9 protein-coding genes and 1 pseudogene are annotated in these 13,192 nt (G+C 69.3%); 3 read left to right on the top strand and 7 right to left on the bottom strand.

Features of this window, described 5'->3' with window-relative positions:
* Positions 1–147: 147 nt before the first annotated feature.
* The gene (galE, locus tag ACWD4G_RS08705; RefSeq protein ID WP_451291563.1) at positions 148–1,155 is read right to left on the bottom strand and encodes a UDP-glucose 4-epimerase GalE; all 1,008 of its coding nucleotides are present in this window, start codon (positions 1,153–1,155) and stop codon (positions 148–150) included.
* Entirely contained in the window at positions 1,152–2,213 is a 1,062-nt protein-coding gene (gene galT / locus ACWD4G_RS08700; protein ID WP_451291561.1) for a galactose-1-phosphate uridylyltransferase, read from the bottom strand. Before galT ends, galE begins: the two co-directional genes overlap by 4 nt.
* 268 nt (positions 2,214–2,481) lie before the next feature.
* Between galT and ACWD4G_RS08695 the strand changes: the two genes are divergently transcribed.
* The 3 genes and pseudogenes from ACWD4G_RS08695 to ACWD4G_RS08685 all read left to right on the top strand — a co-directional run.
* Entirely contained in the window at positions 2,482–4,161 is a 1,680-nt protein-coding gene (locus ACWD4G_RS08695) for a sodium:solute symporter family protein (protein ID WP_451291559.1), read from the top strand.
* 36 nt (positions 4,162–4,197) lie between these two features.
* Entirely contained in the window at positions 4,198–4,572 is a 375-nt protein-coding gene (locus tag ACWD4G_RS08690) for a hypothetical protein (protein ID WP_451291557.1), read from the top strand.
* 8 nt (positions 4,573–4,580) lie between these two features.
* Positions 4,581–5,807: pseudogene (locus ACWD4G_RS08685) on the top strand (serine hydrolase domain-containing protein); the annotation flags it as partial.
* 92 nt (positions 5,808–5,899) lie between these two features.
* On the opposite strand, the gene ACWD4G_RS08680 reads toward ACWD4G_RS08685, so the two are convergent.
* From ACWD4G_RS08680 to ACWD4G_RS08660, 5 genes are all read right to left on the bottom strand, one after another.
* Entirely contained in the window at positions 5,900–6,595 is a 696-nt protein-coding gene (locus ACWD4G_RS08680; protein ID WP_451291555.1) for a helix-turn-helix transcriptional regulator, read from the bottom strand.
* Between the two features lie 268 nt (positions 6,596–6,863).
* Positions 6,864–8,798: an outer membrane protein assembly factor BamB family protein gene (locus ACWD4G_RS08675; protein ID WP_451291553.1), complete on the bottom strand. Its 1,935-nt coding sequence runs from the start codon at positions 8,796–8,798 to the stop codon at positions 6,864–6,866.
* Complete coding sequence (locus ACWD4G_RS08670; RefSeq protein ID WP_451291551.1) at positions 8,795–9,181, bottom strand: hypothetical protein; 387 nt, start codon at positions 9,179–9,181, stop codon at positions 8,795–8,797. Before ACWD4G_RS08670 ends, ACWD4G_RS08675 begins: the two co-directional genes overlap by 4 nt.
* Positions 9,178–10,941: an outer membrane protein assembly factor BamB family protein gene (locus ACWD4G_RS08665; RefSeq protein ID WP_451291549.1), complete on the bottom strand. Its 1,764-nt coding sequence runs from the start codon at positions 10,939–10,941 to the stop codon at positions 9,178–9,180. The genes ACWD4G_RS08670 and ACWD4G_RS08665 overlap by 4 nt, the downstream gene beginning before the upstream one ends.
* A gap of 371 nt (positions 10,942–11,312) precedes the next feature.
* Positions 11,313–13,112: an ABC-F family ATP-binding cassette domain-containing protein gene (locus tag ACWD4G_RS08660; protein WP_451291705.1), complete on the bottom strand. Its 1,800-nt coding sequence runs from the start codon at positions 13,110–13,112 to the stop codon at positions 11,313–11,315.
* Positions 13,113–13,192 lie beyond the last annotated feature (80 nt).

Here is a 13,192-nt window from a genome sequence, read left to right as displayed (position 1 = left end):
GCCAACCGGCTCAGCCGACCTCACCAACCAGTCCGACCAACCCCGGTCGGCCAAACCAACCCCGGCCGACCCGGCCAACCTCACCACCCGACCCGGCCGACCTCACCACCCGGCCCAGCCGACCTCACCGGTCAGCCCGGCCGCAAATTATCCGTCCCGCCGCTGCGCGAACTCCCACGCGTCCGCGACGATGCCCGCCAGGTCCGCTCGGGAGGGGTTCCAGCCGAGGCGGTCGCGGGCCGTCTGGGCCGAGGCGACCAGGACGGCGGGGTCGCCGGCGCGGCGGGGGGCCATGACCTCCGGGATGGGGTGGCCCGTGACCTGGCGGACGGTCTCGATGACCTCGCGGACCGAGAAGCCGTTGCCGTTGCCCAGGTTGCAGATCAGGTGCTCGCCCGACACCGCCGCGTCCAGGGCCAGCAGGTGGGCCTCGGCCAGGTCGGCGACGTGGATGTAGTCGCGGATGCAGGTGCCGTCGGGGGTCGGGTAGTCGTCGCCGAAGACCGAGATGGCCTCCCGCCTGCCCTGCGCGACCTGGAGGACCAGCGGGATCAGATGGGACTCGGGGTCGTGGCGCTCACCGCAGGTGCCGTACGCGCCCGCCACGTTGAAGTAGCGGAGGGAGACGGCGCCCAGGCCGTGGGCGGCCGCCTCACCCGTGATCATGTGGTCGACGGCGAGCTTGGAGGCGCCGTACGGGTTCGTCGGCTTCGTCGGGGCGGACTCCACGATCGGGGTCGTCTCCGGCTCGCCGTACGTCGCCGCCGTGGAGGAGAAGACGAGCTTCCTCACCCCCGCCTCGCGCATCGCGGCCAGCAGGGCCATCGTGCCGCCGACGTTGTTGTCCCAGTACTTCTCCGGCTTCACCACCGACTCGCCGACCTGCGAGAACGCGGCGAAGTGGAGGACGGCGTCGAAGGAGGAGTCCAGCCACTTGGCGGCGTCGCGGATGTCGCCCTCGATGAAGGACGCGCCCGTGGGCACGCCCTCGCGGAAGCCCGTGGACAGGTTGTCGAGCACGACGACCTCGTGGCCCGCCTCCAGAAGATGCTGGGCGACCACGCTGCCGACGTACCCCGCACCACCCGTGACCAGGTACTTACCGGAGTTACCGGAGTTACCGGAGTGCTTGCCGGACCCGGACTCACCGCTCATGAACTCGCTACCTCTCGCAGTCGCTCGGCCGCGCGCTCCGGCGGCACGTCGTTGATGAACACGTTCATGCCGGATTCGGAACCCGCGAGGAACTTCAGCTTGCCGGAGGTTCGGCGAATGGTGAAAAGCTCAAGGTGGAGGGCGAAGTCCTCACGGGCCACACCCTCGAACTCGTCCAGGGTGCCGAACGGCGCCTGGTGCCAGGCCGCGATGTACGGCGTGGGCGGTTCACCTTCACCGAAGATCCGGTCGAAGCGCCTCAAGAGTTCCAGATAGACCTGGGGGAATTCTGTGCGCGCGTCCTCGTCGAGGGCGAGGAGGTCCGGGACGCGGCGCTTCGGGTACAGGTGGATCTCGTACGGCCAGTGCGCCGCGTACGGCACGAAGGCGACCCAGTGCTCGGTCTGCAGGACCACCCGCTCGCCGGACAGCTCGCTCTCCAGTACGGAGTCGAAGAGGTTCTCCCCGCCGGTGGCGTCCTTGTGGGCGGCGAGCGAGCGCAGCATCAGGGCGGTACGGGGGGTGGTGAAGGGGTACGCGTAGATCTGCCCGTGGGGGTGGCCGAGGGTCACGCCGATCTCGGCGCCGCGGTTCTCGAAGCAGAAGACCTGCTCGACGGAGGGGAGATGCGACAGCTCGGCCGTACGGTCCGTCCACGCCTCCAGGACCAGGCGGGCCTGCTCCTCGGTGAGGTCGGCGAAGGACGCGTTGTGGTCGGAGGTGAAGCAGACGACCTCGCAGCGGCCGGAGTCGCCGGCCAGCGACGGGAAACGGTTCTCGAACACGACCGCGTCGTACGACGAGTCCGGTATCTCGCTGAGCCGGTCGCCCTCGGAGGGGCAGAGCGGGCACTCGTTCGCCGGCGGGTGGTAGGTGCGGCCCTGGCGGTGCGAGGCGATCGCCACGGAGTCGCCGAGCAGCGCGTCCCGGCGTACCTCCGAAGTGGTGACCGTGCGCTCCAGGGGTCGCTTGTCCACCGCGTCGCGCACGGTGTCGTCGCGCAGGTCGTAGTAGATCAGCTCACGACCGTCGGCCAACCGGGTCGAGGTCTTCTTCACAACAGCACGCCTTCCTTACACACCTACGTCCACACCACACGGCCGGGGGTCCGGGGGTTGTCCCCCGGTGTATGCCGCACTCCGAGCTCCCCATCGTTACCGCTTCCAGCAATCCGTACCGCTTCGCTTCGAGCGATCATCCGGAAGTTCACCAAACAGAACCGAACACATCAAAGCACAAGTCCCCACCCCAGTCACCATCACAATCAAACAAAGACCACCAGAATCAGAACACACACATCAGAACGCCGACTGAAGTGAGCTGCGCATGCGGACTCCCACGTATCTCGCCGCCGAGCTTCGGCTCCCCACCGACTGGCTGGACTACACGATCCTGGCGATCTACTTCGTCGTCGTCCTCGGCATCGGCTTCGCGGCCCGGCGGTCGGTCAGAACGAGCCTCGACTTCTTTCTCTCCGGGCGCTCCCTGCCCGCCTGGGTGACGGGTCTCGCGTTCATCGCGGCGAACCTGGGCGCCACCGAGATCCTCGGGATGGCCGCCAACAGCGCGCAGTACGGCGTCTACACCACCCACTGGTACTGGATCGGCGCCATCCCGGCGATGGTCTTCCTCGGTCTGGTGATGATGCCGTTCTACTACGGCAGCAAGGTGCGGTCGGTGCCCGAGTTCCTGCTGCTGCGCTTCGACCGGGGCGCGCATCTGCTGAGTTCGATCCTGTTCGCGTTCGCCGCGATCCTGATCGCCGGGGTGAACCTGTACGCGCTCGCGATCGTCGTGGAGGCGCTGCTGGGCTGGCCGGAGTGGGTGTCGATCGTGGTGGCGGGCTTCTTCGTCCTCGCCTACATCACGCTCGGCGGTCTCTCCTCGGCGATCTACAACGAGGTGCTGCAGTTCTTCGTGATCCTGGCCGCGCTCATCCCGATCACGGTGCTGGGTCTGAAGAAGGTGGGCAGCTGGGACGGTCTGTCGGACTCGCTGACGGCCACTCATGGCGCGGACTTCGTCACGGCCTGGGGCGGCACCGGCATCGGCAACGACAACCCGCTGGGGGCGAACTGGCTGACGATCGTCCTAGGGCTGGGCTTCGTCCTGTCGTTCGGCTACTGGACGACGAACTTCGCGGAGGTCCAGCGGGCCCTGAGCGCCAAGAACCTCTCCGCCGCCCAGCGCACTCCGCTCATCGCCGCCTTCCCGAAGATCTTCATCGTCTTCCTGGTGATGATCCCGGGGCTGGTGGCGGCGGTGCTCGTCCCGAGGTTCGGCACGGCGGAGTCGGGCTACCAGTACAACGACGCGATCCCGTACCTGATGGAGGACCTCCTCCCGAACGGTGTCCTCGGCATCGCGGTGACGGGCCTGCTCGCCGCCTTCATGGCGGGCATGGCGGCGAACGTCTCGTCCTTCAACACGGTCTTCACCACGGACATCTGGGCGAAGTACGTGGTCGAGGGGCGGGAGGACGGCTACTACGTGCGCTTCGGCCGCCTCATCACCGCGGTCGGCGTCCTGGCGTCCATCGGCACCGCCTTCCTGGCGTCCTCCTTCTCCAACATCATGAGCTACCTCCAGACGCTGTTCTCCTTCTTCAACGTGCCGATGTTCGTGGTCTTCATCATCGGGATGTTCTGGCGGCGGGCGTCGATGAAGTCCGGCTTCTGGGGCCTGCTGGCCGGTACGACGGCCGCGATGATCAACTACTTCGTCCTCTACAAGCGGGACGTCATCGACATCCCCTCCGACCAGGGCGCCAACTTCGTCTCCGCGATCGCCGGTTTCGTGGCGGGGGCGGTCGTCATGGTCGCCGTCTCGCTCTTCACGGCACCGAAACCGGAGGAGGACCTCCAGGGCCTCGTCTACGGCACGCGCTCACCCGGCATGGACGAGCCTCCGGCCGAGGGGGACGACGCCTGGTACCGCCGGCCGGCGCTGCTCGGCTGGGGCGCGATCGTCCTGGCGGCCGCCTGCTACATCCCGTTCTCGTTCTAGTTCTGGTTCTGGCCTGTACGGAGGACTGACCCAACCATGTCCGAACACCCCGAACACCCCGAACACCCCGAACGCCGTGGCGACTCCGCACACCATGGCTACTCCGAGCGTGACGTCCAGCGTGAAGTCACGGAGTTGGAGGGCAAGTCGGCGACCGCCGCCCGGCTCTTCGACATCCGCCGCATCATCGGCGGCCTCTTCGTCGTCTACGGCGCCATCGTCACCCTCGCCGGCCTCACCGCCTCCGACGCCGACCTCGACAAGGCCGAGAACGTCAACATCAACCTGTGGACCGGGTTGGGGATGCTGGCGCTCGGCGTGTTCTTCCTGGTCTGGCTGTGGGTCCGGCCGATTGCTCCGCCGGTGGAGGTGGAGCGGCTGGAGGAGGGGCCGGAAGGAGGGAGCCGCTGACGCACCCCATGGCCGGCCGGGAGCCGGCCCTCCCGCTGAGGAAAACCCCCGGTGGCAGCCGGGGGTTCACCGGATGGTCTGTCTGGAATGGGTGTTCCTACGGTGGGTGTATGTCTCTCGCCATGCCGCACGCCCGGTGGGGCAGCCGTCGGGTCGCCGCTGTCGGTGTCCTCGCGCTCCTCGTCGCTCTCGTCCCGGCACAGGCCCGGGCCACCGGGCCCGGCGACAGCCTACGGCGGGACGCCGATGCCTTACGTGACACCGACGTCACCGGCGTCTCCGTACGGCTCGACTCGCCCGGCGGGAGCCGCACCGCTCGCAGCGGTGTCGGGGACCTCCGTACCGGCGCGCCCGTGCCCCGCCACGAGTACATCCGTATCGGCAGCACCACCAAGACCTACGTCGCCACCGTCGTCCTTCAACTCGTCGGTGAGGGGCGGCTGTCGCTGGACGACTCCGTGGAGCGTTGGCTTCCGGGAGTGGTCCGGGGCCGTGGGAAGGACGGGCGGCGCATCACCGTGCGGCAGATCCTTCAGCACACCAGCGGGGTGCCCGACTACATCACGGACGTTCTGCCGGACTGGACCGCCGGGTCCTACTTCGCCCACCGGTCGACGACCTACTCCTCCGAGCAGCGCGTCGCGTTCGCCATGAAGCATCCGCCCGTTTTCGAGCCGGGCACCCGCTGGGAGTACTCCAACACCAACTACATCCTCGCCGGGATGCTCATCGAGGCCGTCACCGGGCAGTCGTGGGACACAGAGGTCGACACAAGGATTCTGCGGCCGCTGGGGCTCACCCGGACCTTCCTGCCGGGGGACGATCCACGGCTGCCCCGGCCCCACGCCCGTAACTACCAGCGGTTCGTGGAAGAGGGCTCAACCATCGGGGGGCCGTTCGTCGACGCCACCCTCGCCTACCTTCCCTTCGACGGGGACGCCGACGGGGCGATCATCAGTACCGCCGCCGACGTCAACCGCTTCTTCCGCGCCCTCCTCGACGGCACCCTCCTCGCCCCCGCCCAACTCGCCGAGATGCGCCGTACCGTGCCCGTACCCGACGCCCCCGGAGAGGTGCCGGGGTCGCGTTACGGGCTGGGGCTCGCCTACACCCCGCTCAGCTGCGGCGGCGGCTACTGGGGGCACAGCGGGAGTGGGCTCGGGTATCTGGCCTGGCCCGCCGCCACCCCCGACGGGCGGACGTCGCTCACCGTCGCCGCGCACAGTCGGCCCGCCGACGAGGGCACCTCCGTACGGCAGCTCCGGGCCGTCACCGACCTCGTCGACCACGCCCTCTGCCCGACCGACCAGCGTCCGCTCCGAGCCCGCTACGCATCCGTCGGCGGCGGCGAGCGCCGTACCGGGCCCGCGCGGTCCAGCAGGCCCGTGCGGGCCGCCAGTGCCGCCGCCTCCAGGCGTGAGCCCACGCCCAGTTTCATCAGCACCCGCTGGACATGGGTGCGGGCGGTGGACGGGGCTATGCCCATGCCGGCCGCGATCAGCCGCGTGTCCTCGCCGTCCGCGACCCTCACCAGGACCTCGACCTCGCGCGGCGTCAGCATCTGGAGCAACCGCTGGCCCTCGTCGTCCGGTTGGGCCGCCGGGTTCAGGAGCTCGCTGAACGCGGCCTGGAGCAGCTGGGGGGCCACCGCGGCCTCCCCGGACCGCGCCTTCATGATGGCCCGCTCCACGCTCTCGATGCGCTCGTCATGGCGTACGTAGCCGGAGGCGCCCGCGGCGAACGCGGCGGCGATGCCGCGTGGGTTCGGGACCGGGCCGAGGACCAGGACCGCCACCTGCGGGCGCTCCCGCTTGATCTTGACCACCGGGTCGAAGATGCCCGGCTCGGCGGGTGTCGCCGTGCCGAGCAGGCACACCTCGGGCGCCCTCGTGATCACCAACTCCGCCGCCCCCGCGGCCGGTGCCGCCGCCGCGAGCACCCGGTGCCCGCGCAGCTTCAACGCCGAGGCCAGCGCCTCGGCCAGCAATCGGTGGTCGTCGACCACCATGAGCCGAACTCCCATCGAGCCACCCCCCAGTACCCCCACGGATGCCAACTATGGCCGCCCACTGGACCGCACGGACAGAAGCCCCCCGGCTCCCGCGTCCACTCCCCCACGCTTCATGCCCCCGGAAGCTACACGCTTGTTCGACATCGCGCGCCCCCTATCGGAGAGAAGTGCCCCGGATTACCGAAATTCCCTCCCATTCGGGAGTGATGAGGGAAACGTGCACGGCCCCGCCCCTGAGCTGGGGCGGGGCCGTCGGACGAGGCCGAGGGGGCGCGTGGGGTTACTTCGCCCCGAAACCGAGCGCCGTGTACTCCTTTTCGTCGTTGTACGGCTCGCTGACGAGGTCCTTGCCGATGAAGAACCGGCCATCGGTGTAGAGCATCTCGCTCAGCGTCGGCACCATCGCGCTGATCGCGGTGCGGACCGCGTCGGTGGCCGGGGTCTCCAGCAGCACTGTCTGCTTCATCGTCTTGGCGTCGACCGAGACGATCTGGGAGCCCTTGTCGTACGGGCCCTCCTTGTAGGCGATGATGTTCGGCCCGTCCATGCGGATCGGGAACAGCTCGTAGTCGTCGCCCGCGTCCACGCGGTCACTGGTCGACTTCCCCGTGTCCAGCGAGAAGGAGACGATCTCGTTGGTGGAGCTGTACGCCTTGGTGCCGTCGTGGTGCTCGGTCGGCATGTACACCTTGTCGCTGCCGACGTAGATGCCCTTGCAGGCCCAGACGCCACGGACCGGGCAGTCGAAGTCGTACTTCTTGTCCGGGACGGAGATCTTGGCGCGGAGCTTGCCGCTGTCGTCGAGGGAGAAGATGTCGGTGACGCCGACCAGCGGGACGTCGCTGCCGGTGACGACGCCGAAGACCACCGGGCTGGTGGAGATGACCGTGGCGCGGTCGATGCCGTTGGGCAGCTTGTAGCTCCACTTGACGCTGCCCGTCTTCGGGTCGAGCAGCTGGATCTCGTACGTCTCCTCGCCGTAGTCGCCGCACTGGCGGACCGCGACCAGCTGGGCGCCGCCCGCGTAGCCGTCGTCCGTGCACTCGCCGACCTTCGGCGACCACAGCACCTTGCCGGAGTTGACGTCGAACGCGGCGCCACCGGAGTAGCCGCCGGCCGCCGCGACCGTCGTACCGGAGATGGTGACCTCGCCGAACGGCACCTTGTTGCCGCTGACATCGGCGCTCTGCGTCCACACCTCCTTGCCGGTGTCGACGTTGAACGCGGTGACCTCGGTGCACGGCGGGCGCTCGTCCTTGGTGCGCTTGCCGTCCTCGCTCACCACGATGGCGACGCCCTCGGTGGTGATCTCACGCGAGCCGGCGCAGGTCTGGCCCGGCAGGTCGAGCGTCCACTTCTCCTTGCCGGTGTCCGGGTCGTAGCCGACGATCTTGTTGAGCGCGGACTTGGCGTACGTCGTGCTCGTCAGCCAGGAGCCCTTGACGCTGTCGATGTCGTCCTTGTTGGCGACCTCGTGCGCGGGCACCTGGAAGAGGACCTTGGCGCTGGTGCTGGACGGCACCTTCTCCTGCGCCTCGGTGGGGATCTCGACCCCGCCCGACGACGAACCGCCGGACGACGAGCCGCCGTCGTCGCCGTTCTTGGTGTCCTCCTTGCCACCGGAGGTGCCCTCGGAGCTGGCGGTGTCGTTCTTGCCCTCGTCGTCACCGCCCGAGTTGGCGAGGTAGACACCGCCGCCGATGATCAGCGCGATGGCCGCGACGGCCGCCGTGATGATGATCGCCGTGGAGTTCATCTTCTTCTTGCCACCGGGCCCGCCGGGGGTGCCGGGGGCGCCGACCTGGGGCTGCATGGGCATGGTCGGCTGCTGGTAGCCGTACGGCTGCTGCTGACCGGGCTGGCCGTAGGGCTGCTGGCCGTACGGCTGTTGGGGCTGACCGTAGGGGCCGGGCTGCTGCGGCTGGCCGTACGGGCCCGGCTGGGCGGGTGGGGGCGTGGGCTGGCCGGGGTAGCCGTAGCCGGGCTGGGGCGTCGGCGCCTGCGGGTAGCCGTAGCCGCCTCCTTGCGCGGGCGGGCCCTGCGGCGGGGGCGTGGGGGCGCCGAACCCACCCTGCGGCGGGGGCGTGGGCGCACCGAAGCCGCCCTGCGGCGGGGTGTCCTTGCCGAGCTGCGGCGGCTGGGCCGGGGGCTGCGCGGGCGGCTGGTTCGGCGGCGGGCCCGGAGGCTGGTTCGGTGGGGGCGGCGGCTGCGTCATGACGTGGATACCTCGGAGCGGATCTGGGAGAAGGAGGACGGGTACGAGTACGGGTCGAGGGGGGCCGGTCCGTCGGCGGCGGGGGCGTACGACCGGATGCCGGTCGGGATGTACGACCGGACGCCGGCCGGGGCGCCCCACCGGACAGCGGCCCGGGCGGGTAATCGCCGGGCGGGTCCGGAGGCGACCACGGGGCCCCCGAGGACGGCTCCGGCGGAACGGGAGGCGACTCCGGGACCACCGAAGGCGAACCCGGCCGAACCGGAGACGAGGCCGAGACCACCGAGGACGAACCCGGCGGAACCGGAGGCGCACCCGGCGGAGGCGCACCCGGCGGAGCCGAGAGCCGGTCGGAGGCCGCCCTCTGCTTGCGCGCGCGTCACTTGCCGTAGGCCAGCATCAACTTCTCCTTCGCTTCGTCACTGCCGGTCAGCGTGGTCGTCGAGAGGAAGAAGCGCCCGCCCACATAGTCGTAGGCCTGCGAGAAGAAGGCGCTCTCGATCTTGGCGGCGCTGCTGGGCATCTGAAGCAGCCGCGTCGCCTTGTGGTTCTTGCCGGTGGTCGGCACGGACACGATCTCGCCGCCGACGCTGTACCCCGGCTCCACGTACGCGATCAGCTTCGTACCGTCCGTCTTCATGGGCGCCATGGACGAGCCCTCGGCGGACTTGACCCGCCACTTCTCCTTGCCGTTGGCCAGGTTGATCGCGACGATCGCGTTGGTGCTGTCCTTGGCCTCGGTCGGCAGATACAGGGTGTTCGAGGCGACCACGACCCCCGAGCAGCCCTCCAGCCCCCGGTCGAGGAAGCCGCCGTCGCAGTCGGGCGCGATGGAGTCCTTGATGTCCACCTGCGAACGGGTCGAGCCGTCACCGTTGAACGTGGAGATGTTCCATTTGTTCTCGTCCTCGTTGGTGAGGTAGAGGACGACCGGGTCGGTGGAGTACGCGTACTCGACCCGCCAGCCCGTGGGGATCTTCCGCGTCCACTTGGCCTTGCCGGTCTTCGGGTCGAGCTCCTGCACCTCGTCGTGCTTCTTGTCGGAGCCGGCCGCGCAGGAGGAGACGGCGATCAGCTTCTTCCCGCCCGCGAACCCGTCGGGGTAGCAGGACTGCCCGTAGTCCTTCTTGTCCCACAGCTTCTTGCCGGTGGTGACGTCGTACGCCGTCCCGGACTGCGAGCGGCCCACCATCAGCGTGTTGCCGGTGACGGTCAGCCCGAGGCTGAGGGTGCTGTCGAAGAGGGCGCCCTCGTCGACCTCCGCGGTCCAGCCCTTCTCCCCGGTGTCCAGGTCGATCTGCTGGAGCTGGTTGCACTTGGCGTTGCTCGCGTTGGTCTTCTGGTGGGCGACGACGATCTTGCCGGCGGTCGCCTGCCGGGTAACCGCGCAGATCTTCCCGTCGAACTCGATCGGGTCCCACGCCGGGTTCCCGTCCGCCACACCGAACGCGAAGACCTGCTTGTACGCGGCCTTCACCGCGACCTTGTCGGTGACCCACAGCCCCGGCGCGTCCGCACCGGAACCGGGCGCGTCCGGCGCGCTCTTGTACCAGAGCACCTTGGCCTCGCCGTCCTTGCGCCCCGCGTTGAGATCGGTGACGTCGAGGTCCTCACCGCCGTCACCACTGCCGTCCCCCGGGTTGACGGGGGCGGAGGGTTCCGTCGACGGCTTGGCGTCCTCGCTCGCCTTGGGGCTCTCCTGGGCGACGGGCTTCTTGTCGCCCTCGTCGTCGCCCCCGAGCGAGGTCACGGCGAACACCGCGCCCCCGATCACCGCCAGCGCGGCCACGGCGGCGCCGATCGCCATCGCCGGCCTGCCCTTGAAGGGGTTCCTGGAACCACCGCCGCCGCCCTGCGCGGGCGGAGGCGTGGGAGCGCCCGGGTACTGCGACTGCGGGTACCCGTAACCGGGCTGGGGTGGCGGGGTGTACGGGCCCGGCTGGGCGGCGTACGGGCCGGACTGGGGGTAGCCGTAGCCGGGGTGGTTCTGGACGGGCGGGCCCTGCGGCGGGGGCGTGTGCGGATACCCGTACGGGCCCGGCTGGGGCTGGGCCTGTGGTTGCTGGTGCGATTGCTGTCGCGACGGGTCCTGCGGCGTTCCGAAGCCGCCGCCGTACGGCGGTTGACCGGGTGGTTGAGTCATCAGCGTTCATCCCCCTGTTCGCTGCTTTCGAGCCACCCGTGCTAACGCGTGGTGTCGCTTCTCAGACTGACGAGACGACGTCTCTGTCGGCCCTTTCTATCACTGCGACACAACCACGCAGCCCCCCACTCGATCCCCTGTTCCCAAGGGAGAACCCCTCCGTGATGCGCCCGTTACGCACCTTCACGCCCCCTTCACGGGACGGACGCGGAGGGTTCTATACGACTTTGGGGGACTGCGGCGCCCCTAAAGGGGCGCGGGGCTGTGTCGATGTGCGGCTCCGCCGCGTGGGCGCGAGCAACCACACACGACCCGCACCCGTAGTCGAATCCCAGTCCGCTAAGGCGAGTTGACGCAATCAGCCCCCGAGGCTACGCATCTTCAGCGAGTTCGAGCCATCGCATCTCAAGGTCCTCGCGTTCCCCGGCCAGCCCTCGAAGCTCGGCGTCCAGTTCCCCCACCTTCGCGAAATCCGTCGCGTTCTCGGCGATCTGAGCGTGCAGCTTCGCCTCCCGCTCGGAGATCTTGTCCAACTGCCGCTCGATCTTCTGCAGTTCCTTCTTCGCGGCCCGCGAATCAGCCGCACTCTTCTGCGCGACCTCAACCACAACAGGCTTGGCCGCAGCCGCGGCTTCCTCCATGCGGTGTCGCCGCTCGATGTACTCGTCGATCCCGCGCGGCAACATCCGCAACGCCCCGTCACCCAGCAGCGCGAACACCCGGTCCGTCGTCCGCTCGACGAAGAACCGGTCGTGGGAGATGACGACCATCGACCCCGGCCACCCGTCGAGAAGGTCCTCCAACTGCGTCAGCGTCTCGATGTCGAGGTCGTTGGTCGGCTCGTCCAGGAACAGGACGTTCGGCTCGTCCATCAGCAGCCGCAGCAGCTGGAGCCGCCGCCGCTCACCACCGGAGAGGTCCCCGACGGGAGTCCACTGCTTCTCCTTGTTGAAGCCGAACGTCTCGCAGAGCTGCCCGGCGGTCATCTCGCGCCCCTTGCCGAGGTCGACGCGGTCGCGGACCTGCTGCACGGCCTGGAGGACCCGCCACTCGGGGTCGAGTTCGGCGACCTCCTGGGACAGATAGGCGAGCTTGACGGTCTTGCCGGTGACGACGCGCCCGGCGACCGGCTGCTTCTCCCCGTCGCTGCGGGCGGCGTCCGCCATGGCCCGCAACAGCGAAGTCTTCCCCGCCCCGTTGACCCCCACCAACCCGATGCGATCACCCGGCCCGAGCTGCCACGTCAGATGCTTCAGCAGCACCTTCGGCCCGGCCTGGACGGTGACGTTCTCCAGGTCGAAGACGGTCTTGCCCAGCCGGGTCGTCGCGAACTTCATCAGCTCGCTGCTGTCGCGCGGCGGTGGCACGTCCTTGATCAGCTCGTTCGCGGCCTCGACGCGGAACCGCGGCTTCGACGTGCGCGCGGGGGCGCCGCGCCGCAGCCAGGCCAGCTCCTTGCGGACGAGGTTCTGCCGCTTGGTCTCCTCGGTGGCGGCGATCCGCTCCCGCTCGGCGCGCGCGAAGACGTAGTCGGAGTACCCGCCCTCGTACTCGTAGACCGTGCCCTTCTGCACATCCCACATGCGGGTGCAGACCTGGTCGAGGAACCACCGGTCGTGGGTGACACAGACAAGCGCGGACCGCCGCTCACGCAGATGAGTGGCAAGCCACGAGATGCCCTCCACATCCAGGTGGTTGGTGGGCTCGTCGAGGACGATCAGGTCCTGTTCCTCGATGAGTAGCTTGGCGAGGGCGATACGGCGGCGCTCGCCACCGGAGAGCGGGCCGATGACGGTGTCGAGCCCCTGCGGGAAGCCGGGGAGATCGAGGCCGCCGAACAGCCCGGTCAGTACGTCCCTGATCTTGGCGTTGCCCGCCCACTCGTGGTCGGCCATGTCCCGGATGACCTCGTGCCGGACCGTGGCGGTCGGGTCGAGGGAGTCGTGCTGGGTGAGCACGCCGGCGTGGAGGCCGCCGGAGTGGGTGACCCGGCCGGTGTCGGCCTCCTCCAGCTTGGCGAGCATCCGGATGAGGGTGGTCTTGCCGTCCCCGTTCCGGCCCACGACGCCGATGCGGTCCCCTTCGGAGACGCCGAGGGAGACTCCGTCGAGCAGGGCGCGGGTGCCGTACACCTTGCTGACGTTCTCGACATTGACCAGGTTGACGGCCATTACTCTCCTGCCACGGTGACGATCGACCCTCCAGGGTAGTCGGCGCCCCGGGGAGCCGTGACGGCACGCTTGGCCCGGGC

It is taken from the genome of Streptomyces sp. NPDC002643, from assembly GCF_053592555.1.
This window is presented reverse-complemented; position numbering and strand designations above follow the sequence as displayed.